We start from the raw sequence: 24013 nt of genomic DNA on the forward strand, positions 1-24013 counted from the left end.
CGTAATACGATACTAATTCCAATAGATGAATCTCTTAACGAAAATATCATTATCAAAAGCCCAAAATCAGATTGATTATTCTAGTCAATTATTGCTTTTGGGCTCTTGTTTTTCTGAAAATATAGGTGCTAAACTTGAGTATTATAAATTTCAAGGGCTGCAGAATCCGTTCGGGATTTTGTTTCATCCGTTGGCTATTGAAAAAGTAATTCAAAGGGCGGTTCAGGAGTATGTTTATACTGAAGATGATGTGTTCTTTATAAATGAACAATGGCATTGTTTTGATGCGCATTCAGAACTCAGTAATCCATCCAAAGAAAAATTAATTTCAGATTTAAATCGTGAGGTAGAACAGACATTGGTTCAATTAAAACAGACGAGTCACGTAATTATTACTTTAGGTACTGCTTGGGTGTATCTAAAGACGATAAGCGCACAAGTTGTGGCAAATTGTCACAAAGTGCCTCAGAAAGATTTTACAAAAGAATTATTAAGTGTTTCGAAGGTAAAAGAGAGTCTTCAGCGTATTATTGCCTTGGTGAAATCAGTAAACCCAGAAGTGCAATTTATATTTACCGTATCACCAGTTAGGCATCTAAAGGATGGTTTCGTTGAAAACCAGTTGAGTAAAGCGCATTTAATTTCGGCTATTCATCAAGTCATTGACAGTGATGGGATTTCGTATTTTCCTAGTTATGAAATAATGATAGATGAACTTAGGGATTATCGTTTTTATGCTAAAGATATGATTCATCCAAGCGAAATAGCAATAGAATATATTTGGGAGAAATTTGTAGAAGTATGGATTGATGAAACTAGTAATGGAGTAATGAAAAAGGTAGATGAAATTAAGCGCGGTTTGCAACATAGGGCTTTTAATCCCGAAGGAGAGGCACATCAAAAGTTTTTAAAATCACTCACACACAAAATTGCGTATATACAGAATGCACATCCATTTATGGATTTTAAAACTTCAAAAGCATGAGGAAATTTGTAGCAGGCGTTTTAATTACTTTGGCAATTGTTTTTATTGTTCGTTCCTGCAATGATGGTAATGTAGATAAATCCATTCTTGAGGAAAACTCCATGCTCATTCAGCAAGAGATAACTAACGTTTCTAAATTGATAGTAACCGAAGGTCATTTTTCTGAAGTTTATAATTACAAAGATTCTAAGGAGCTTTTTGGCCCTTTGCTAAGAGCAGAAAAAAAGGCATTGGTTGTAGTAAATGCAGATGTAACCGTAGCATATGATTTAAGTCTCATTAATTTTGAGATTGATGAAGCAACAAAGACAGTCAAAATAAATAGCATTCCAGAAGCTGAAATAAAACTAAATCCAGATTTTGAATATTATGATGTAACTGCAGATTACTTAAATCAGTTTGATGCTGCAGATTACAATAAAATTAAAAAAACGGTCAAAGCTTCCTTAATGAAAAAAGTAGAAGCTTCTTCGCTTCGTAGCAATGCAGAAAATAGACTGATCAGTGAGTTACAGAAATTCTACATTCTTACCAATTCTATGGGGTGGCGTTTAACATATCAAGATCAAACCATAGAATCTTTAGAAGGTGTACAAGTAGTTAAGCCATAGTTGTAACAGTTGCCAATTCTAGTCCGTCATCAATTAATTGCCCAAGTTTAGGTTGGTCTAGTTTAATATTTTCAAGATGTTTCTTTATGCTTTCGGCTAATTTCTTTTCGTTGCTTAGAATTGCCAATTCATAAATTTCAATAGGCAATAACCAATCATTTGGATATTTTTCTTGTATTACTTCAAAAACTTTTGTTCTAGAGATTATAGTGTTATTGCCCTCTCTAAAATCACGAATTAATTTATAGTAAGACTCCAATTCGGTTAAGCCTTCTTGATGATTGTTGTAACAGTTGGTGCTTAAAGAATGGTCTAAAAGGTCAAAACTCTTTAAATCTCCAGGACCGTGGTATGCAGAAACGATTTCTTCTCCAATGGCCATGTTATACAATTCATCGTAAGATTCAAAAAGAATATCATTTTTGTAGGTAACCTTACAATTTTCGAAAGTGATTAAAATAATACGACCTTGAAGGTTACGCGTACCGGTTACAATTTTACCGGTAACATTGATTCCGCCGGTAAAGTCTAAGGATACGATTTCTCCTTCGTAAATTTTGTATGCTTTTAGATCGCGCGGACTCATATCTTCTATAGGTATATTTATCCCTTTTAGTCTCCCAATAGGTGAGCCAAAACCTGTTTCATGTTGATTTACATCTTGCCCAACTAATTCTTTTTCTCTGTATGCAAGTGCTGATTTCCCTTTAGTCTGAAAGTAGATAGGTTTACCATCATGAGAAATTAAAGATTCGAAATTACCAGATACTTGTAATCCAGTACTCAGTTCTATGGTTCCTAATTCCTTAGAGTCTATAAGTTTCTGTAAACCTGATAATCCGCCCTTTCGCAGCGCCATTGTATTAGCAAAATCTTCCAGTACCTGACTTAAAAAGGCAAAATCTGGTGTAACGAATAGTTGTGGTTGAGGTTTGGTAATATCAAAAGATGTTCTTGCCGCCTCTATAGAATAGGGTAGTTTTTTGACCTTGTCGGTCATACACCATTGACTTTCCCCTATAGAAGATAAAAGTCCCGCACCATAAATTTTAGGGTCTTCTAGAGAGCCTATTAACCCGTATTCAACTGTCCACCAATGAAGATTTCTTATAAAAGCCATTTCACTAGGTTCACCCATATTATCTTGAAGAAATTCTATATGTTTTTCAGCTTTTTCAATTTCTTCTAAAGCAGTCCCTTTTGCTTCTTTAATAATAGATAGATGGCGTACCGCTTCATAAAGTTCAAAATCTTTTGCACTTGAAATAGCTTTACAGCCAATCTCTCCAAAACGTCTTAAATATGCCGCATATTCTGGATTTGCAATTATAGGGGCATGTCCTGCGCCTTCATGAATTATATCTGGGGCTGGTGTATAAGCTATATTTTCGAGTTGTCTAATATCTGAAGCAATAACAAGTACATTATACGCCTGAAACTCCATAAATGCCGCAGGTGGTATAAAACCATCAACAGCCACTGCAGCCCAGCCTAAATCCTTTAAAATACGGTTCATGCCGTACATGTTAGGTATATTGTCTATAGATATACCTGTCTTGCGTAAACCATCGGTATAGGACTTATGGGCTACCTTACTGAGGTAATCCACATTTTTACGCATTACGTAGCGCCATACAGCTTGGTTAACTGGCGTATAATCCTCATAATTTTGAGGCTTAATATACTGTCTTAAATGTTTAGGAAGTTTATCCAAGATAGGATTGCTTTCATATTCAGAAGTATTCATACGCTTAAGTTTTCTAGAGTTTACTCTAATTATTTCTATTAAATATAGAATTTACAGATCAATTAATTGTTAATATTATTTAAATTGGTAAATAAGACTTATTAAATATATATTTAAAGGAATAATTACTTTATAAGCACAAGTTATATTCGAAAAAAAGGAAAAAGTATGGTGGAGAAACTGGATTTTATAGATAGGGAGATATTAAAGATTTTACAGAAAGATGCTAAGACGGGTGCCAAAACTATAGCAGAGCAATTAGGATTGACAAAAACACCCGTTTATGAACGTATTAAACGATTAGAGCATGACGGGTTTATAAAGAACTATGTAGCTTTATTAAACAAGGATAAAATAGAGGAGAGCATAACGGTATTTAGCTTTGTTTCTTTAGAGGCACAAAAAGGAGCAATGATGGATGATTTCTTTGAGCAGGTTATGAAATATCCAGAAGTGGTAGAATGTTTTGTTGTGGGTGGTGAGTTCGATTTTCTATTAAAAGTCGTAGTAAAAAACCTTGATGCATATTATAATTTTGCAAAATTTAAAATTGCTTCATTACCTAGTATTGGAGGTGTTAAAAGTGCATTCGTTTTAAATGAGGTAAAGAATAATACTAATTTTCCATTATTGTAAATAAAAAAAGAGGCTGTCAATACATGTACTGACAGCCTCTTTTTTTAAGTAGATATTTTATTATTTTAAAGCAATAGCATTAGGTGGGTATTGTTCTAATATTTGAGAGACAAATTCTCGAATACGTTCTTCCTTTTTAGCAATATTGCTTGTGTTTGACAATGTGCCAACACCTTTTCCTTGCCATACTAGCTCATTTGATTTGTTATCAATTAAATCGATATAAAGAGAGCCTTGTGTACTAGCACTTACACTAGTTCCTCCCCAGCCAAAACCAGGACCCCAAGCCCATGGGTTGTATCCCCATCCCCAGGCACCGCCCCAACCGTAGTTGTTATTGTAGACATCAACTCTTTCTTGTTCTTTGGTGAAAATACTCACTAACAAATCTGGTGTCTCAGATTTCACGAAGCCTCTAGAACTCATTTCAGTTTCAATGGCGCGTAGAATTCGTTTCTTATCTAAATCTGATATTTGTGCTTTATCAACACCTGTCTTATAGAAGGCGTAGGTTTTGTAGCCATTAAAATCTGCTTTTTGGTCGTAATCTGAAAGAACACTTACAGAAGAACAAGAAGAAATAAGGACTAGAAGTAGCAATGGTAAACCAAGTAATTTGATGTTTTTCATAACGTTATATTTTTTAAAGACTCAATTTTCTGATAGAATTAAGTACAAATATCATGCCGAGCTATGTTAAAAACTTACTGCATATTAGTTTTTGGGTCATATCCATACGGGCAATGTCTACAACCACTTTCACAACAATAACCTCTTTTTAAGTGATACTGTTTTGTAAAAACTCTAAATCCGTTTTCAGACCAGTAAAAATCTCCTTCCTCTATCGGAATTATCTCTTTCATGTAATCGTTGATTTTTAATGATATAAAGTTAATTCTTTCTGTTGATAACCTTGGTAGTTAATGACTTGAAGATAGACGTAAAAGCGCTTAAGCTTAGCTTTGGCATTTAATCGGTTTTGTTGGCAACAAAAACCGGTAAGTTTTTAGCAAGGGATTTTTGGCTTTATCTTTGTTATAGTAATACCAAAGTAAATCTATGATATTGGTTTTTAGACATTTCTTCTATAAAAATTATGTGGGGCTTTCACTATGGCCCTTTATATTTTTAAAAACTAGAAGTTTAAAAAATGACGATGTACTCATAAATCATGAAAAAATTCATTTACGTCAACAACAAGAATTATTGATTTTACCTTTTTATGTACTTTACTTAACCGAGTGGGCAATTAGAGCCATTTGGTATTTAGATTCTTATAAGGCTTATCAGAATCTTAGTTTTGAGCAAGAGGCATATATGCATGAAAATAATATGGATTATCTGTCTAGCCGCAGAACATTTAGCTTTATTAAATATCTTTGGCGTTAAATTCGCCCTACTTGCAAAGCATCAATCAACTTGTTGAACATCCTTTATTATCAGAAAAGCAAGTTACCCTTGTCTTAAAACGCGAAGATTTACTGCATCCTTTCATTTCTGGTAATAAATACAGAAAGCTCAAATACAATTTATTGGCTGCCAAAGCAGAAGATCAAAATACCTTATTGACCTTTGGCGGAGCATATTCTAACCATATTGCAGCTACCGCATATGCGGCGAAAGAGAAAGGATTTCGTGCAATAGGGGTTGTACGTGGCGAAGAGCTAGAAAATTCTTGGCAATCAAATTCTACATTATCTCGGGCTTATGAAGATGGAATGCGTTTTAAATTCATTAGTAGAAATGACTATCGTAAGAAAGAAGATCCCGAGTTTATTGAACAGTTAAGAAAAGAATTTGGAGAGTTTTATTTAGTGCCTGAAGGAGGAACAAATAGCTTGGCTATAAAAGGATGTGAGGAAATTTTGACACATAACGATAAGGAATTCAATATTGTTTGTACAAGTGCTGGAACAGGCGGTACGGCATCCGGATTAATAAATGCTTCTTTTTCACATCAAAGAGTATTAGGATTCTCCGCCCTAAAGGGAGATTTTTTAAAAAATGATATTCAGAAATTAGCCAGTAATGACCGATGGGATTTAAATACCGATTATCATTTTGGTGGGTATGCAAAAATATCCGAAGAGCTAATTAATTTTATAAATGACTTTAAGGAAAAAACTAAAATTCCTTTAGACCCTATTTATACTGGAAAAATGATGTTTGGGTTGTTCGATATGATCAAGCTTGATATTTTTGTGCCAAATACTAAAATTCTAGCAATACATACCGGTGGCTTGCAAGGAATTGTTGGCATGAATAGTGTACTGGAAAAGAAAAATTTACCTTTGTTGAATATATGAAAAAGATAATTTTATTGGCGTTGTTGGTGGGTTTAGGTTTTACCTCTTGTAAATCTAAAAAAAGGTATTCAGACCAGTTGAGAACTAAAAACGTTCAAAATGAACGAAGTAAATCAACAACTACTAATTCTAAAAAAATAGGGAAAGAAGATTTACCTGCAGAACCTTCAAAATTTATACAATTTAGAATAGACTCTCCACCCGATTACATTTCTACATTTGCAGAAACAGCCCAATTAGAAATGATGGGTTATGGAATACCTGCAAGTATAACCTTAGCACAAGGTCTTTTAGAAAGTGGAAATGGCAAAGGTGAATTAGCTATGAAAACGAACAATCATTTTGGGATAAAATGCCATAAAGGTTGGGAGGGTGATTATGATTTTCATGATGACGATGAAAAAGGAGAGTGTTTTAGAAAATACAACCATCCTATGTATTCATTTAGAGACCACAGTATATTTTTAACTACAAGGTCTAGATATGCTTTTTTATTCGATTTAAAACATACGGATTATAAAGGTTGGGCGAGAGGATTACGAAAAGCAGGTTACGCAACAGATCCAAGATACCCGCAGAAGCTTATTTATTTAATAGAGAAATATGATTTGCATAAGTATGATAGGCAAATAAAAAAAGCAGGTTATGATAATACAACTATAGTTGCTACAGATTCAGATAACATACACACAGTACAAAAAGGAGATACTTTATATTCATTGTCTAGAAAGTATTATATGAGTGTTGATGAACTTATGCAATTGAATAATTTACGTAGTTCTGACTTGTCTATTGGGCAACCTATTAAAGTAAAAAAATAGTAAAATCAATTAAGAGAAATGATTTATCAAAGAAGTAGTGCCTTGTTTGCTGAGGCTAAAAAATATATACCTGGAGGAGTAAATTCTCCTGTACGTGCATTTAAAGCCGTTGGCGGTGATCCAATTTTTGTAAAGAAAGCAAAAGGAGCTTATTTATATGATGAGGATGGCAATAAGTTAATTGACTATATAGCATCTTGGGGTCCATTAATTTTAGGGCACGCATATGAACCTGTTATAAAAGCAGTTGTTGAAAAAGCGCAAAATGGTACTTCTTTTGGTATGCCTACCGAGATTGAAACAGAGCTAGCTAAGCTAGCTATCTCTATGGTGCCTAATATGGACAAGATAAGGTTTGTAAACAGCGGTACAGAAGCTTGTATGAGTGCTGTACGTTTGGCAAGGGGTTATACCGGTAAAGACAAAATCATAAAATTTGCTGGTTGCTACCACGGGCATTCAGATTCGTTTTTAATTCAAGCGGGTAGTGGGGCCGTAACTTTTGGTAGTCCTAATAGTCCAGGTGTTACCCAGGGCACGGCAAAAGATACATTGTTGGCAGCGTACAATGATTTGGCTGGGGTCAAAAAATTGGCTCAAGCAAATAAAGGTGAATTAGCTGCAATTATTATTGAGCCTATAGCCGGTAATATGGGTTGCATAGTGCCTACCGATGAGTTTATAAAAGGTTTACGGGAAATATGTACCCAAGAAAATATCTTATTGATATTTGATGAGGTAATGACAGGTTTCCGTTTAGGAAAAGGCGGTGCACAAGAAGTATTGAATATAAAAGCTGATATTGTTACTTATGGAAAAGTTATTGGTGGCGGTTTGCCAGTAGGTGCTTTTGCTGCGCGAACAGAAATAATGGATTATCTAGCGCCTGATGGTCCTGTATATCAAGCAGGAACTTTAAGTGGAAATCCACTTGCCATGAGTGCAGGTTTGGCAATGTTGACCGAGTTGAACAATGCCCAGGAAGTATTTAAAAGTCTAGCAGAGAAAACAGCATATTTACATAAAGGTATTGGGGAAGTGCTTACTGAGAAAAATGTACCGCATCAAATCAATCGTTTTGGTAGTATGATCTCCGTCCATTTTACCGATGAGCCTGTGGTTGATTTCGAATCTTCTGCAAAAGGTGATAACGACACCTTCAAGAAATATTTTCACGGTATGTTAGAAAGAGGAATTTATCTACCTCCAAGTGCCTTTGAAAGTTATTTTCTAAACGATGCATTAAGTTATGAAGATTTAGATGCAACTATAAATGCACTAAAGGAAATCGACTTATAGCAAATCAGATTATATATGAATAACAGAAATAAAAAAAGAGCCCTTATGCAAGGCTCTTTTTTTATGCGTGATTATTTTTTTATTTGAAATTGTACTGAACACCCAACTGAACAGCATTTGAGAAAAACTGGTCTATAGTAAAGTAAGAGTAGTTTAAATTGATAGTAGTAAAGTTTTTAATTCTATAAGACAATTCACCTTCATACCGTTGAAAAGTAGGTTCGTCTTGTTCTGCAAAAAGTGAGAAGTCACTTTTTAGATTAAAATCTGAATCTTCATTTCCTAACTGTAATTGTAATCCTCCACCGGCAAAAAGTCTATCTTCTGTTAACCAATATGGAAATCCGTTTCTTCTGTCTTCAGAACCAACACCATAGGCGCCTTCAGCCAAAGGTCCAATTTTAAACTTATCTAAATTAATTAGATGGTATTCTAACCTTGTGCCGCCCAATGCGTAGTATTGACTATCTGTATAATAATCTCCTTTCACATAAAATTCGTGATTCAGGTTCTGGGAATACTCAAATTCTTGCGTAGCCTTAACTTGAATATCATAGATGTTTAAATCATATCCAGGTCCGGTAGTAACAGGATTAGTTTTAAGAGCTAAAGAAGATTTGTTGTTGTCTCCAATAAAATCTATACCCGTTTTTACGTGAAAGAATAATTTATTGAAGTTGTCAAGTTCTACTTTTGCACCAACATAAAACGGACTTTTTTTGTTAGATTCCTTCTTGTACATATATTCTACACCCAATAAATCTCTACCTATATCATTTGGTACCAATGTGTCTTTTAAAACAGAATATGCAGTACCTTGAACAATAGAGAACTGATGAAAATCTAATTTTGTATTGTAAAATCCAAAATTGAAAGCATTGTTAAATAATGTAGGGTTAAACTCATCGGCTATAGCAGTAGAAGTTAGACCTATAGAATGGCCTTTCTTTTTTCTTGCTTCAATCTCTGATTTTTTGACAATAGCATCATCCATTAGAATTTTGAATTTACTTATGTATAGTGATTGTTTATCGTCGGATTCAGTTTTCACCTCATTGTTAAAAGCTATTTTAAAATCAGAATCAATTTTAGAAGATGGTATGTTCATGGCAATTTCACCGGCACCGTTTACATCACCTTTTAATAATAGCAACTTCACCATGTGGTTCATAGTTTTATAATCTCTAGGATTTTTTTCTATATGGTCAGCATACACTTTCTTTAGATATCTACCATTGGCAAATTCTAAATTCCAATCTAATAATTTTGATATGGGTATAGTATTGGTACAGGTACTCCAATCTAATGCTTTTTGGTATTGGGTATATTGCGCAAATAATAATGCTATATTTTTAGACAGCCTTATAAGGTCTGGTCTACAAGGTTCAATATCCTGTAATTCTTCAACCGCCTTATCTGGATCATTGACCAATAAGTATCTTGTGTAATATTCGAAATCTGTAAACTTTTTGCTTGCTATAGTTTTCGTTTTTTTCTTCCACTCTTTAACAACTTCCGGAGAAATATTCCCGCATTTTTGCCATAATTCTGCCTTTTCAAAATTTAGTTTATCGGCATAGACATGGCTAATTGAAGTTGCTAAATCTTTATTAGAAATACTACAGGGTTCAATAGCATCAAGTTTGCTCAAAAGATCTTCGTAATTAGACTTTACTAGAAATTCGTAATAGGTCAATTTATTCGCTTCAGTGGGTTCTAAAGTATATAGTACTTCTAAGACTTGTTCTATGATTTTGGTGTTGTCGTCAGTATTGAAATCCTGATAATATTCTTTTAGAATAGCTACGTCATTTTGTCCCCATTCCATTTGTCTCTCCATCCACATTTTTTTGACAGCAGGCGATGGATAATTACTTACGGTGCTAATATTTCTAGAAAAATCTGCATAAGAGCTAGAAGGATTTTTAAGGTACATGCCATTTAATTGAGACCACAATTCCTCGGTTTTTCCTTGTGCTTCCATGCCTTCGGCATAAGTAACTATTTGTTGGTCATTAATGAATTTATTATCCTTAAATAACTTCTCCATTAAATTTGTTGCCTGTTCTGTTTTTTCCTCCACAACCAATCTGTCGATTTTTTGCTTTAACGGAACCATAGTTTGCTTACTCTTATTATACGATTTATAATCGTTTTTTGTATTGGTAATTAAAGTTGAGGTTGTGCCTATAAGTGTTCTTATTTCTGGTCTAATATCTGGTACACTAATATTTGGGGTGTTGGTTTTAATGCTATACAGAAAACCGTTCAATAAAGGAACCGAACTAAACTCAACTTGGTTAAAGAATAATTGTTCATGTACCTTAACATTATTATGTTCTTCAACATACATTAGCCAATAAGAGTCCTTTTTCTCGTCAGAATTTAAAGAACTGGAAACCTCGTATTGCCCTTCGTAACTTAAGTGGCGTATACTTTGGTAACGCCAGTCCATAGCTGCTTCTGTAGATTGTTTGGCGGTTAAAAACTTCATGTAAGGGTGTCTTCGCTTATAATCTACAATATGCTTTTTTAGTTCACCGATAGCGTTCGTTGTACTTCCAATTTTTAAAATATCATTGGTATTTAATACATGTGACCAAATCCCGGTATATAGGTAAGTAGATTCTAAAGCCCATTGATCTTTTTGGGATATTTCATATCCGCTGCTTAAACGTGGGTAGTCAAAAAACTTATTGTTTAATGGGTCTGGGTCAAACTCTCTATTTCCACCTTTATACACATCTCCTGAAAAAGAAGTATGTACAAAATTTAAGCTAGGAAAACCTTTCTTTAAAGCTATAAGACCTAGACTATCTATTTGATTGTCTGGGGCTGCGTATGAGCTTGGTAATGTTTTTGATACATCGTCTTCCCATTTATTAGCAGAAGCTTTGGCGTTATCTAGAATTAGATCAGTGTCTTTCCATAACTTTTTAGAAAGCGGAAGGTCGTTATAACCACGAAAACCAAGTTCATGACCTATATTGGTAAATTCGTTGGTAAGCCATTTGTTGGTGCCATTCTCATTTTTACCATCTAATAATCCGGTTTGATCCCAACTTTTAAAATTAGCATCGCCAGTGTTTTTTTCATTAGCATTAAAAGTTACATAAGCAGAGTATTTTATATCTTCTTCTTGTGCAAATTTCTTCATTTTAGGCCACCAGTCTGCTTTTAACATCTCAGATTTACTGATGCCATTTTGTATGTTGATGGCTTTTCCGTTGTCATCATACATAGCGGCTGGAAAATCATCGAGAAATAAAGTTCCAATATTTGCAATTGGATAAGGAATACCCTCTAGCCCTAATAAACTTGCGGAAAATAAAAGGCCTCTCATTTCCTTTTTTAGAATTTGAGATGAGTTGTAAAGAATTACTTTTCCATTGCCTATTCTATTTTCTATTAAGACAGGGTAGTTTTTGTTGTTGTGGGCGGCTACTAAAACATTAACGTGACTAGAAAAGTTAGAGCCATCAAAACCAAGGTGAACTGTTTTGTTATCAAAACCACGCCCTTGCATACCAGGGAATAGGGCTTTATTGAAGAACAACCCTGATGCTTCTCTATTCGTACTCCAGTCAGCATCTGGTGTCATTCCAAAAAAGTAAGATAAACGTTCATCTTTAGCTGCTTTGGTAACGAAAAGTGTTCCGCCCTTAGATACGAATTTTAAAAGGCTATCTATGGCAGTAGTACTTAAACCAGCAGTTTCGTGAACAGTTATCACTCTTGTAGTCGGTGAAATATTAAGTTTCTCGTTGAATTGATTTACCCATAGCGTTTTATGTGCAATTTTGGAATAGTCTAAAGCCTTTGCTAAATTCTCGGTTTCAAGAATAGCGCTATAATTTGTAGGTTCAATTAAGAATTGTACAAGAGGCTCCTCCGTACTTTTTTCTGGAATATTAAATTTATTGTTAGACTTGTATAATTCCTGTTGGCAACTGGTCAACAAGCTAAAGGCTATAAGTAGTGATAAATAACCTATTTTTTTTGCTATCATGGCTTGGTGTCTTAAGTTCTAATTAGAGACCGCCTTTGAAACAAAAAATGTTTGGTTCTCAATTAGAACTAACTAAGTACTTTAATAATGATAGGGCATTGAAATTTATTGGTCAAATATTCAAATTCATCCATGAATGAATCATTATAGTGCATTATAGTATGTTTTTGGAGCTATGGAGAGGAATTTGCAAATCGATTAAATGCAAAAAAGACCTGCCCAAAGCAAGTCTTTTTTTTATCCTGATTTTTTAATATTAATCTCTAGAAGTACGTTTTCCATTCTTGCCGTCCCTTTCTTTGTTATGACCGCGCATTTTTTTTCTATTACTCATTTTTTCCCATTTTTCAAATTGGTCATCATTAAGTATAGATTTCATTTCTTTTTTACGTGCAATTTCATGATCTAATCGCTCATTTGCCATAGCGTATTTTTCATCTGCCGTCAGTACTTTTTTACCTTCTTCCTTACTGGCTTTTCTCTCGGTTATTTTAGCCTTTCTAGTCTTCGCATCTTCAGTTAGAATCTGTTTGATTTTTGCTTGCTGAGAATCATTTAAGTCTAAAGCCAAAGTCATTTTTTTTGTTTGGATAGTTGCGATTTGTTCTGGAGTAAAATCCTTCATATCGCCTCTGTTTCCTTTTTTACTATGATCTTGTGCGCTTGCGGTTATGCCTGCCATTATTAATATGGCCATTACTAGTTTTTTCATGTTTTTTATTTTTTGTATTTGTTACTTGGACATGAATTTTACAGATAGGTTTAAGGATCATAATCACTTTAGTAAATATTTAACGAGATTAAGAAAGTTTTAAAAATCAAAAAGCGCGGCTTTAGGGCCGCGCTTTTAAGTAGGTAAGTTCTTTAATGTTTTTTAATTCTGTTGAGTCCTGCCCTCAATGTTTTTGTAGGGATTGATAACTATATCAACATCTTGTTCGTAAGTAGTATTTACAATATCCTCTTGTACATTATCATTTGTGTTTTGGTGGTATATCACAGAAGCACAGATAAAACAAGCTAGGTAAATAAGACTCTTTAATTTGTTGGTCATGATTTGGGGGTTTTAAATTCATTGCTAATCTAAAAAACAATAACGCATGAAAAAGCCCATTGTTGTGTAATGGGCTTTTTTTGATGTTTAGGATATCTAATATGTGGTAAACATATTACATTCATCGATGATATTGGTTTTTCATCGATAGGTGCATTTAATCGATGTTTTTACGTGTTCTTATTTTGGGTCAAGAATGACGTTAATACGCTCAGAAACATCGTCGTAATGATATTTTGTCATCATATCAGATGTTCTATTTTTCGCATTTCTAATATCTCGTTTCAAAATATTTAATTCTGCTCTCGCTATAGTTCTAATATCAGATTGACTGGTGTTGACAACTGTTGATTTTCTGTAGCCACCAAAATCTGAAGCCTTTGCTTGGTTTTCTGCGGTCAATAGGTATTCCAAGCGATCAATATGTGCTTTTTGAAGGTTTCTTCTATAGGTATCAATTGATTTGCCGTTTTTTGTTTCAGACCAAATACCCTTTCTTAGTTCGCTCATCATTTGAACCAATGTATAGGCTTCGGCCTTATCTATGGTTTCATATTCAATTAATCTAGCCATTTTTCCTAAGCTAAGTACATTATTAAGTGTACGTACTTGCATAGAACGCATTTGCTCTAAGAATCCTGAATACTCTGTACGGTCAAGAATATCTTGATCTAGCATCCACATAGGCGTATTAAATAATTGCTTTTGTAAAAACGCCATTGCTTTTTGTTGATGGGCTTTAGGAACTGCAGTGTATACCGCTCCTTCTTGATCATAAGTTTTATGGTTTTCGTAAACCCCACCTATGTTGTTGGAAACATGCCCCATGTATCTATTGAATTGGGAGAATACTTGACCGTATAATTTATTTAGGTCTTCGTAGTTCTTACCATCCTCGGCTGTCCATTCAATTAATTTAGGAACAATCCTTTTTAAATTGGCAATACCATATTCACTTGCCTTCATTGCATCATCACCTAAATCTTCGGTTTGCGAGCTAGGGTCAACGATATCTCCTACCTGTTGATGGCCAAAACGATATAATTGGTCACCACTATGAGCTGTAATCCATTTATCTAATATTGATTTTTCTTCCTCTGCAGTAGTGTTCAAGATTGGCTTGTAACCCCATTGAATAGCATACTTGTCATAAACACCAATGTCAGGCATTAATGCGACACCTTCATCACCAGGTTGGGCTATATAGTTGAAACGGGCATAATCCATTATCGATGGAGCGGTGCCGTATTTCTTTGTAAAAGTTTTAGAACGAAGCGAATCTACAGGGTAAGCAACGCTACTACCCATGTTATGTGGCAGACCTAGAGTATGTCCTACTTCATGAGATGATACAAATCGAATTAACCTGCCCATTACATCATCATCAAAAGAAACGCCCCTAGCCGCTGGATTAATAGCTGCTGTTTGTACAAAGTACCAGTTTCTTAAGAGAGTCATTACATTATGATACCAGTTGATATCAGATTCTAATATTTCACCACTTCGTGGATCACTAACATGTGGTCCATTAGCATTAGGTATTGGTGATGCTAAATAACGCACTACAGAATAGCGTATATCTTCAGGAGACCATTCTGGATCTTCTTCTACAGTTGGTGGCTCTTTGGCAATAATTGCATTTTTGAAACCTGCAGCCTCAAAAGCAACTTGCCAATCTTCTATACCTTGTTTAATGAACGGCACCCATTTTTTAGGTGTAGCTCTATCTACATAGTAGATAATTTGTTTTTTAGGCTCAACGAGTTCGCCATTTTTAAATTTTTCAAGGTCTTCATCTTTAACTTCTAAACGCCATCTATCAAGAAATTTAATAGTCTTACTTTCTTGGGCATCTAAACCATAATCTACTTGACCTCTGGCAAACCAACCAACACGTTCGTCAAAATAACGACGCTTCATCTGTTCTTCAGGTAACAATACCATTGAGTTATTGATTTCTACAGAAATTGAACCTAAACTCTGGTTACTAGGTGCGGCACTTGCCAAATATGTTTTAATGTGGCGTACCTCTACATTTAAAGGGTAACTCTTGATCGATTCAATATAGCCTCTGCCTTCATCTAAACGAGATACCTTATATCTTTTTCTAAATCTATCTGGCATACCAAAAGCTTTGGTATCTTTTATAAAAATATCATTAACCTCAATAACCGTAGTTGGGTTTAGAGAATCTTTTTGAACAGCTTTAATATCAAAAGAATATAAAACTGGCTCAAAATTGGAGTTTAGAACAGCTTCATGAACAGGTAAAGAATCTGCGGCAACCACATCATGCGATACTACACGAAGTAATACCTTTTTATCTTTCTTTTCCCATCGCAGTACCTGTGTATTAATTTTTCCGCCACCAAAACCAATACCTGATGCCGTTTTAGAAATACGGCTTACCATCAACATTTCTTTATTGAAAAGAGAATCTGGAATTTCAAAGAAGTGATTTTCATCAACTATATGTGTTGTGAAAAGTCCGGTATCACTTATGGCATCTTTGGTAATTACCTTATTGTAAGGTTGAATTTTATCTTTTGATGATTTGCCAGCTTCTTGCTCAGTATCTTTTTTCTTCTTTTTAAAGATTTGTCCGTCGGCATTTTGGTAGCCAAGAACACATAATAGGAGTAATAATTTTAATAGTAATTTTCTTTTCATTTTTGAGTTAGTTAGGTAATTTTTCAAAGATTGAAATAATATATGGAACAAATAGTTAATAATTTCTTAAGCCTATTTGTAACATTACCATGAGAAAGGCGTCTATTAAGTAGGAATAAACATTTTTTCATTCTGAATTAGTCAATTATAAAGCCTTTGCAAATAGCAAGGGCTTTATTTTTTTATTCAGTTGAAAACTAAAATATTAGTGGTAGTATAAATTGAAATAGTCCTATTAATAATAGCACTGCAATTAGATTTAGAATAACACCGGCACGTGCCATTTCATGAACCTTTATGTAACCACTTGCAAAAACAATTGCATTTGGTGGTGTAGCCATTGGTAGCATAAAAGCACAACTACTAGCAATTGTAATTGGTATAAGTAAATAGGTGATAGGTATACCAAGACCAATAGCAATACCTGCAACTACAGGCGCAAGAACGGCAACAAGTGCTACATTGCTCATTAGCTCTGTCATAAACAACATTAGTATAATCAATAAAGACGCGGTGAGTAAAATACTTAAATCACTTTGCCCAATAACTGCTGCTACTAAATCTACAATACCAGAAACCGACATACCTTTGGCTAATGAGAGTCCGCCACCGAATAGAATTAGAATTCCCCAGGCGAGCTTTTGGGTATCTTTCCATTGCAAGATAAAATCTCCTTTTTTGAGATTATAAGGTAGTACGAATAGTGTGATGGCTGCAAACATGCTGATCAGTGTATCAGATAAGCCTAAACTCGGAAATATGGAATTGATTAATGTTCTAAATATCCATAGAAATATAGTAACCCCAAATATGGTAAGTACCATTTTTTCTTTTCCAGATGTAGGCCCTAATTTTTGAAGCTCTTTGTGTATAATTGTTTTAGATGCTTTGAATTTTAAGCCGTGAGTAGGAAAAAATACTTTCACCAATACAAAGTAACAAATAGTAATCATAATCAGGGAAAATGGTAGCCCAATGATCATCCATTTTAGAAATGATATTTCAATATTGTATTCATTTTCTAATAAGCCAATTAGAACAGAATTTGGGGGAGTACCAATAACAGTAGCAATGCCACCAGCGTTTGCAGCAAATGCAATCCCTAACATGACACTTAAAGCAAAGTTTCGGTCTCGTTTTGTAAAACCGTCTTCATCTTCTATCAACAGATTAATAACGGACATGGCAATGGGTAGCATAACTACCGTACTGGCTGTATTACTGATCCACATGCTTAATACGGCAGTGGCGATCATAAAACCGAGCACTACTTTATTAGCCGTTGTACCCGTAAGTCTAATGATATTAAGGGCAATACGTTTATGAAGATTGACTTTTTCCAATGCCAATGCCATTACAAATCCACCAAAGAATAGAAAAACTATAGGGCTACCATAATTAGCGCCAACATCACCAATGGGCATCACTTTTAAAATAGGAAAAAGCAGCAATGGCAATAGTGCGGTAACAGATATGGAGACAGCTTCGGTAACCCACCAAATAACCATCCATAGGGCAACAGCAATTACAGCATCTGCATTTTCAGATATAAGTACATTGGGTAAAAAAAGGATAATGAAAAATATGATAGGCCCTGTAAACAGACCTATTTTGCTACTTAAATTCATGCTGGTTGGTTTAGCCAGCTTCTAAGCTACTATTTTTTAACGTTCCTTGAAATGACTATTTTAAAATTTCCACTAAAAGAACGTCATCTTCTTTATAGATTTTAGCCAATTGTTGCTTTGTAATCCCTTTAATGCCTTTGTCCCAAGCTTTATTACTTAAGTCAGACTTTGTTTTAAGGGCGTCAAGCTCCATCTTCTTTTCCGCCTTTAGAATATCGAAAATTACCTTTTCATTTTCAGACAGTTGTAAAGGCTTCTTTTCTGGTCTCATTTGTGGGAAGAACAATACTTCTTGAATCGATGCGTTGTTGGTCATCAACATCACCAAACGATCAATACCGATACCAATACCAGAAGTTGGAGGCATACCATATTCAAGAGCTCTAAGAAAATCTTGATCAATGAACATAGCTTCGTCATCACCTTTTTCAGATAATTTCAATTGGTCTTCAAAACGTTCTCTTTGGTCAATTGGGTCATTAAGCTCAGAATATGCATTTGCAAGTTCTTTACCATTAACCATAAGCTCAAAACGCTCTGTTAACGCAGGGTTGTCCCTGTGCTCTTTGGTAAGCGGACTCATTTCTTTAGGGTAGTCTGTAATAAATGTAGGTTGCACATAATGATGCTCACATTTTTCACCAAAAATTTCATCGATTAATTTACCGATACCCATAGTTTCGTCTACTTCAATACCTAACTTCTTTGCTGTTTCACGAAGTTCATCTTCAGGCATACCAGCTACGTCATAACCGGTATGTATTTTTATAGCTTCAAGAATTGGTACACGTGCATACGGAGCTTTAAATTCAATTTCATGTTTGCCAACGGTTATTTTTGTAGTACCGTTAGAATCCATCGCAATTTTCTCCAATAATTTCTCAGTGGTATCCATCATCCAGTTGTAATCTTTGTATGCAACATACAATTCCATTACAGTAAATTCTGGGTTATGGGTACGGTCCATTCCTTCGTTTCTAAAATCTTTTGAGAATTCATAAACACCATCAAAACCACCAACAATTAACCTCTTAAGGTAAAGTTCGTTAGCAATTCTTAAGTATAAAGGAATATTTAATGCATTATGGTGCGTTAAAAACGGACGCGCAGTTGCACCACCAGGTATAGGTTGTAAAATCGGAGTCTCTACTTCTAAATACCCAGCTGCATTATAAAACTCACGAATACTGGTTGTTATTTTAGTTCTTTTAATGAATGTTTCTTTCACCTTTGGGTTAACAACCAAATCAACATAACGTTGGCGGTAGCGTAATTCTGGGTCGTTGAACTCATCATAAACTTTACCTTCTGCATCCTTTTTAGGTAATGGCAAAGGTCTTAGTGATTTACTAAGCATGGTAAATTTCTTCACCATAATCGTTTTTTCACCTACTTGCGTGGTAAAAAGGTCACCTTCTATACCAATGATATCACCAATATCAAGTAATTTCTTGTAAACATCGTTGTACAAGGTTTTATCTTCACCAGTACAAATTTCATCTCTATTAAAATATACCTGAATACGACCGGTACTATCTTGTAGTTCGGCAAAAGATGCTTTCCCCTGAATACGACGAGACATTAACCTTCCGGCAACAACCACTTGTTTGCCTTCTTCATAATTGGATTTTATGCTTGCTGATGTAGCATCAACAGGATATAAAGCAGCGGGATAAGGATTAATACCCAGTGCTCTTAATTTCTCCAATTTTTCTCTTCTGATAAGCTCTTGCTCCGATAATTGCATGCCGTCGTTTATTTAGCTGGCAAATATAATCGATATGTATTAATCTTTCAATTTAGAAAGCACTAAAGGATATAGTCTTTATGCAAAATTTTTATAGTTGAGTGCTGAACGATGCAATCTATCAATAATTGCAAAATCTTTTTGGTTCATTCCTTTTTTTTAGATGTTGGTGATACCTAGATTTATTATTGTTTTTTTTTATAGCATTTATTTACCAAAAAGTACATCAGTCGAAATGTAATGATGCTGAATAATTAGGGATATATTCTTCCTCTGAAATAATTTTTAAAATGTCATCTTCTAGAGTTGTAATAGGGGTTTCAATAATTCTATTGACTTCCCGTCCGTTTTTATAGAATATAAAAGTAGGAACCCTACGTATATTCAAACCCCATTCTTCGCCTTGAGGACTTTTTTTATAAGTTTCTTTTCGCTTATCTAAGGCTACTATTTTTAAGTTATCCATAGCATATTCAGAAGATTCTAGAATTTTTATAAACCTTGGCACTTCACGTTTGCTATCGCCACACCAAGTACCCATAAAAACTAAAATTTTATAAGGTTTCAATTTATCTTTAATCAAATCTATCTGTTTGCTGTCGGTGTTATAATTATCGAAATTAGATATAAACCAGGTTTTATAGGTGTTGGATAAAAGGCCGTCTATAGTTATTTCTCCTAATAAAAACGGCTGCTGATTTTCAATACTAACCTCTTGGTTGGTGTTCTGAGAAAATGTGTTGAGGAAGAAGCTCAAAAGAAGTGTGGTCAATACAAATGATAATTTCATTATTTTCAGTTTTAATATTAGACCTGAAAATTCTAGAAATTGTTAGTGCAAAACGGATTTAATGGGGTGGAAAAAGGTACTAGACCCTAGGTGGAAATTAAGTTAGGGATTTATATCGCCGTTTAATTTCATCTCTTGAAGCTACTTGTAATTTTCTATATATGTTGTTGATATGTGTCTTTACAGTACTAACACTTATAAACATAGAAGAAGCAATTTCTTTATTTGTTTTATTCTCAAGAATCTGTTGAACAATATTTTGCTCTTGCTCCGTTAATTTTTCAAGAGCTTCATTGTCTGCATTTTTTACATTTTGTTTATTTCTAATTAAAAAGTAAATATTCAGTGCAATTGACAGTGTAAGCAATAATGGTAGAAGCCATTTCCATAATTGCGATGTTGGCTCGTTGCTATCGGCAATCTGTTGGTCTATGGCAATTTCATTTAAGTACAGATTGGTAAATGGTGCCTTAGGGTATTTTGCGTTTAATCTTTCGCCAAGTTTTATATAGTAGTCTGTATTGCCAATGTCTTTTAAGTAATAATTGTAGGTTTCATTTCTTTTGTCAGATAAGAAATTGAAGATATATAGTTCGGCTAAAGGCTCATCTAGTTTTTCTCCAAAATCTTGCAAGGTGGAGAACCATTTTTTGGAGTTTAGTTTTCTATTGGCGTCACTTCTAAAATCATTAAAATCGAAAGCCATTTGGTCCTTTAATACATCAATATCTAAAAAGGTAGATGATTTACTGTTTGTAGATGTAATTTCACAAAGGGCTTCATTATTAAATGAGGTGGGAAATGTAATGGTGTCAGTATTATTGGCTATAAATAGTATACTCTTACTGTATTCGCAACTGCCAAAAAAATGTTCTGAACTAGAAGAGGATTCTGGACAACCATCTAAATGAATTCTATAGATTCTATTTTCGTTAATAAGGTTGTTTCCGTTAAAACTGAAATAACCCAAAGAGTCTGTCGTGGTTTTTTTTAGAATTTGATTCATAGAAATTCTACCGAACTTTCTGTAATCTTCAATGATGGAGAGATAAATAGTTTTGCCGCTCTTTTGTTCTGCAATCTGACCTTTGAAATTATATTGAGATAGACCAATGGAAGAGGAGAGAAGAATAATAATTAAGAAAAACTTTCTAAGCATTGGTGGTATAATAATCATTTAAAATAACAGATTTTGTAACAAAGCGATTATACTTGCGACGTATAAGGTACATCAATCAATCAAAATAATAATCAAATGAGTTTAATTCGAGTATTGCTTGCCATATTTTTTCCCCCTTTAGCAGTTTTAGGTAAAGGTTGTGGGTCTTTTCTAATTGTTCTACTTTTGACTTTTTGCGGCTGGGTGCCAGGTGTAATCGCTGCATTGGTCATATTGAATAATCCAAATTAGAATCAAATACATGAGACTTTTTAAAATTTTGTCAGCTGTTTTAATAACAGTACTTTTTGCTGCTTGTAATTTTACCGAAGAGATTTATTTTAATAAAGACGGTTCTGGTAAAATGAGCATACTGTTTGATGGTGGAGAAATGATGCAAATGTTACCTGCCTCAGATTCTACACAATTAGATAAAGCAATAGATTCAACACTTGTATTCAAAGATTTATTACAAGATAAAAAGGATAGTATTGCTCAATTATCTGCAGAGGAGCAGGCTAAATTGAAAAGGCTAGAGCCTTTTAAATTACATATGAAGGTAGATCCAGACAATGGGGTAATGAACTTTAATATGTATACAGATTTTAAAAAGGTTTCTGAAGTAAATGATGCATTCAACGCTTTTCAAAATGCTAGTGCTGTAGGTCCAATTGCAGGAGGCAAATCTATGCCAAATAGTGCAACAGAGGAGACAACACAAGTTAATTATACTTTTAAAAAGAATAAGTTTAAACGTGAGACTATTATTTTAGATCAAGCCTTATTTGAAAAAAGTATTGATAGTTTGGCAAGTGCAGAAATGTTTCTGTCCAGTTCTACATATACATTTAAATACCATTTTCCAAAGCGGGTTAAATCTACTAATATTGAGGAGGCTACATTTTCAATGGATGGTAAAACCATGATTCACGAAGTAAATTTCTTGGATATGATGAAAAATCCAGAATCTATTGTAATTGAAGTAGAGCTAGAAAAATAGGATTTAGCTTTTCATATCTTTGTAAGATGAACAAGAAAGTGCTAATACAAGATTTAGGTTTTAAAGACTATAAGGAAACTTGGGACTACCAAGAACAGTTATTTAAGGAAACCTTAGACTTAAAAATCCGAAATAGGAGAGAAGCTCTGGATTTAGAAACTCCTAATCACTTTTTATATGTTGAACACCCTCATGTTTATACGTTGGGTAAAAGCGGTGATATTTCCAATCTATTAGTAGATGAAAAAGTATTAGCTGCCAAAGGTGCAACTTTCTATAAAATTAATAGAGGAGGAGATATTACTTATCATGGTCCTGGGCAAATTGTAGGCTATCCCATTTTAGATTTGGACAACTTCTTTACCGATATACATAAATACCTTCGTTTTCTGGAAGAAATGGTCATTTTAACTTTAGCAGAGTACGGAATAAAATCTGAACGTTCACCAGGGGAAACAGGAGTATGGTTAGATGTTGGTACTCCGTTTGCACGTAAAATATGTGCAATGGGCGTACGTGCTAGCCGTTGGGTGACCATGCACGGTTTTGCATTGAACGTAAATGCCGATTTAGGATACTTTGATATGATGATTCCTTGTGGTATAAAAGGAAAAGCTGTTACTTCATTAAATGTGGAATTAGGAAAAAAAGAGGTGGACTTGGTGGAAGTTAAACAAAAATTACTGAAGCATTTTCAAGTACTTTTTGAAGCTGAAATAATAGAAAAAACCGAAGCATAAGCTTCGGTTTTTTAGTGTGTATTTATATAGGTTTAAAAATTTAAACCGAAGTAATCCATTACTGCGTAGTAGTCATCGGTATTTACTCCATCGGACTTCATTTTTGAAAGTATGTCCTCTTTACTTGATTTTCCAGAAGTTGTGCTGTTTGATTCTATGATCACTAATTTAAGTTCGTCCAATTGCCCAGCAGTAACTGATTTAAAATTCTCTGTGCCAACTTCATAAAAAAACATCCAATATCTATTTAGTTGTATTTCAACAGCTATATCACTATTGTCATTTAGTCCAAAAGCATATATTGACGAAGGAATAGGGGTGTAGGTATCTTCATTTTTTAAAAGATAACCAAGTATAAGGTCGTTTTCAACAACATCTTGAGTTAAAGCGGTGGCTGTAATAGCAATAGTTGCACCAGATTCAGTTGAAAGATCATAAGTGAATGTTGATACATTTGCATTGCCGTCTTCCCCGTCAGCACCATTTGTACCATCCTCACCAGCCGGACCAGTGGCTCCAGTGGCTCCAGTTTCACCTTGTGGACCTTGTGGACCTGGTATGCCAAGTGCTTCGCCATCTTCGCCAGCAGGACCTTGTTCTCCTTGAATGCCTTGCTCTCCTTGGGGTCCACTAGGACCAATATCCCCATCTTTTGAGCATGAGGTACATGCAATAGCAATAGTCATGAGTGTACATTTAATAATAGTCATTGTAGTTTTCATTTTTCTTATTTTAAGATTATTTCTTTTTAATGAAAACTAAGTAGCAAAGGTTAACAATAGTGTACAAAAAAAACCGAGATGTAAGCCTC

Annotated in this window: 22 protein-coding genes; 10 read left to right on the forward strand and 12 right to left on the reverse strand. The window is 34.3% G+C overall.

From position 1 onward, the window contains the following. Positions 1-25: 25 nt before the first annotated feature. Positions 26-985, forward strand: coding sequence for a GSCFA domain-containing protein (locus P178_RS0111325; RefSeq protein ID WP_027066331.1), 960 nt, complete (start codon positions 26-28; stop codon positions 983-985). After that, positions 982-1596 carry a DUF4230 domain-containing protein gene (locus P178_RS0111330; RefSeq protein ID WP_027066332.1) on the forward strand — a complete coding sequence of 205 codons (615 nt, stop codon included), beginning with the start codon at positions 982-984 and terminating at the stop codon, positions 1594-1596. The genes P178_RS0111325 and P178_RS0111330 overlap by 4 nt, the downstream gene beginning before the upstream one ends. Here P178_RS0111330 and P178_RS0111335 read toward each other — a convergent pair. After that, positions 1586-3343, reverse strand: coding sequence for an aromatic amino acid hydroxylase (locus P178_RS0111335; RefSeq protein WP_027066333.1), 1758 nt, complete (start codon positions 3341-3343; stop codon positions 1586-1588). The two genes, P178_RS0111330 and P178_RS0111335, sit on opposite strands and share 11 nt — an antisense overlap. Positions 3344-3511: 168 nt before the next feature. Here P178_RS0111335 and P178_RS0111340 point away from each other — a divergent pair, with 168 nt between their 5' ends. Further along, positions 3512-3979 (forward strand): Lrp/AsnC family transcriptional regulator, encoded by a 468-nt coding sequence (locus P178_RS0111340; RefSeq protein ID WP_036146125.1) that lies wholly within the window; start codon positions 3512-3514, stop codon positions 3977-3979. 60 nt (positions 3980-4039) lie between these two features. Here the strand turns inward: P178_RS0111340 and P178_RS0111345 are convergent, their stop codons facing one another. Beyond that, entirely contained in the window at positions 4040-4609 is a 570-nt protein-coding gene (locus P178_RS0111345; RefSeq protein ID WP_027066335.1) for a DUF4136 domain-containing protein, read from the reverse strand. A 74-nt stretch (positions 4610-4683) separates the two neighbouring features. Continuing rightward, on the reverse strand, positions 4684-4842 hold the full coding sequence (locus P178_RS23380; protein WP_177214896.1) for a DUF5522 domain-containing protein: 159 nt from the start codon (positions 4840-4842) through the stop codon (positions 4684-4686). A 196-nt stretch (positions 4843-5038) separates the two neighbouring features. On the opposite strand from P178_RS23380, the gene P178_RS0111350 reads away from it, so the two are divergent. Genes P178_RS0111350 through hemL form a run of 4 tightly spaced genes read left to right on the forward strand, consistent with a single transcriptional unit; the run spans position 5039 to position 8405 of the window. After that, positions 5039-5368, forward strand: a complete 330-nt coding sequence (locus P178_RS0111350; RefSeq protein ID WP_027066336.1) for a hypothetical protein — start codon at positions 5039-5041, stop codon at positions 5366-5368. An 11-nt stretch (positions 5369-5379) separates the two neighbouring features. Beyond that, positions 5380-6285 (forward strand): 1-aminocyclopropane-1-carboxylate deaminase/D-cysteine desulfhydrase, encoded by a 906-nt coding sequence (locus tag P178_RS0111355; protein WP_027066337.1) that lies wholly within the window; start codon positions 5380-5382, stop codon positions 6283-6285. Beyond that, positions 6282-7106 (forward strand): glucosaminidase domain-containing protein, encoded by an 825-nt coding sequence (locus tag P178_RS0111360; RefSeq protein WP_027066338.1) that lies wholly within the window; start codon positions 6282-6284, stop codon positions 7104-7106. Before P178_RS0111355 ends, P178_RS0111360 begins: the two co-directional genes overlap by 4 nt. Positions 7107-7124: 18 nt before the next feature. Beyond that, positions 7125-8405 carry a glutamate-1-semialdehyde 2,1-aminomutase gene (gene hemL / locus P178_RS0111365; RefSeq protein WP_027066339.1) on the forward strand — a complete coding sequence of 427 codons (1281 nt, stop codon included), beginning with the start codon at positions 7125-7127 and terminating at the stop codon, positions 8403-8405. A 79-nt stretch (positions 8406-8484) separates the two neighbouring features. On the opposite strand, the gene P178_RS0111370 is transcribed toward hemL, so the two are convergent. The 8 genes from P178_RS0111370 to P178_RS23385 form a co-directional block, all read right to left on the reverse strand. Then, positions 8485-12414 (reverse strand): DUF2194 domain-containing protein, encoded by a 3930-nt coding sequence (locus tag P178_RS0111370; protein WP_027066340.1) that lies wholly within the window; start codon positions 12412-12414, stop codon positions 8485-8487. Between the two features lie 256 nt (positions 12415-12670). Continuing rightward, positions 12671-13126, reverse strand: a complete 456-nt coding sequence (locus tag P178_RS0111375) for a hypothetical protein (RefSeq protein ID WP_027066341.1) — start codon at positions 13124-13126, stop codon at positions 12671-12673. Between the two features lie 162 nt (positions 13127-13288). Then, positions 13289-13468 (reverse strand): hypothetical protein, encoded by a 180-nt coding sequence (locus tag P178_RS0111380; RefSeq protein WP_027066342.1) that lies wholly within the window; start codon positions 13466-13468, stop codon positions 13289-13291. Positions 13469-13648: 180 nt separating this feature from the next. Further along, a complete protein-coding gene (locus P178_RS0111385) occupies positions 13649-16138 on the reverse strand; it encodes a zinc-dependent metalloprotease (protein WP_027066343.1) in 2490 nt (829 codons plus the stop codon). Positions 16139-16335: 197 nt separating this feature from the next. Further along, positions 16336-17766 (reverse strand): SLC13 family permease, encoded by a 1431-nt coding sequence (locus P178_RS0111390; RefSeq protein ID WP_027066344.1) that lies wholly within the window; start codon positions 17764-17766, stop codon positions 16336-16338. Between the two features lie 55 nt (positions 17767-17821). Beyond that, entirely contained in the window at positions 17822-19513 is a 1692-nt protein-coding gene (lysS, locus tag P178_RS0111395) for a lysine--tRNA ligase (protein ID WP_027066345.1), read from the reverse strand. 226 nt (positions 19514-19739) lie between these two features. Continuing rightward, entirely contained in the window at positions 19740-20303 is a 564-nt protein-coding gene (locus P178_RS0111400) for a TlpA family protein disulfide reductase (RefSeq protein ID WP_027066346.1), read from the reverse strand. A 97-nt stretch (positions 20304-20400) separates the two neighbouring features. Next, entirely contained in the window at positions 20401-21480 is a 1080-nt protein-coding gene (locus tag P178_RS23385) for a response regulator transcription factor (RefSeq protein ID WP_051638248.1), read from the reverse strand. Positions 21481-21558: 78 nt separating this feature from the next. On the opposite strand from P178_RS23385, the gene P178_RS22920 reads away from it, so the two are divergent. The 3 genes from P178_RS22920 to lipB are packed head-to-tail and all read left to right on the forward strand — an operon-like array spanning position 21559 to position 23202. Next, the gene (locus P178_RS22920) at positions 21559-21714 is read left to right on the forward strand and encodes a YqaE/Pmp3 family membrane protein (RefSeq protein ID WP_074669928.1); all 156 of its coding nucleotides are present in this window, start codon (positions 21559-21561) and stop codon (positions 21712-21714) included. A 10-nt stretch (positions 21715-21724) separates the two neighbouring features. Further along, positions 21725-22462: a hypothetical protein gene (locus P178_RS0111415; RefSeq protein ID WP_027066348.1), complete on the forward strand. Its 738-nt coding sequence runs from the start codon at positions 21725-21727 to the stop codon at positions 22460-22462. Positions 22463-22488: 26 nt separating this feature from the next. Next, positions 22489-23202, forward strand: a complete 714-nt coding sequence (gene lipB / locus P178_RS0111420) for a lipoyl(octanoyl) transferase LipB (protein WP_027066349.1) — start codon at positions 22489-22491, stop codon at positions 23200-23202. Between the two features lie 32 nt (positions 23203-23234). On the opposite strand, the gene P178_RS23390 is transcribed toward lipB, so the two are convergent. After that, on the reverse strand, positions 23235-23924 hold the full coding sequence (locus P178_RS23390; RefSeq protein ID WP_027066350.1) for a collagen-like protein: 690 nt from the start codon (positions 23922-23924) through the stop codon (positions 23235-23237). Positions 23925-24013: the final 89 nt, after the last annotated feature.

This window comes from Maribacter sp. Hel_I_7 (assembly GCF_000688315.1).
GTDB lineage: Bacteria > Bacteroidota > Bacteroidia > Flavobacteriales > Flavobacteriaceae > Maribacter > Maribacter stanieri.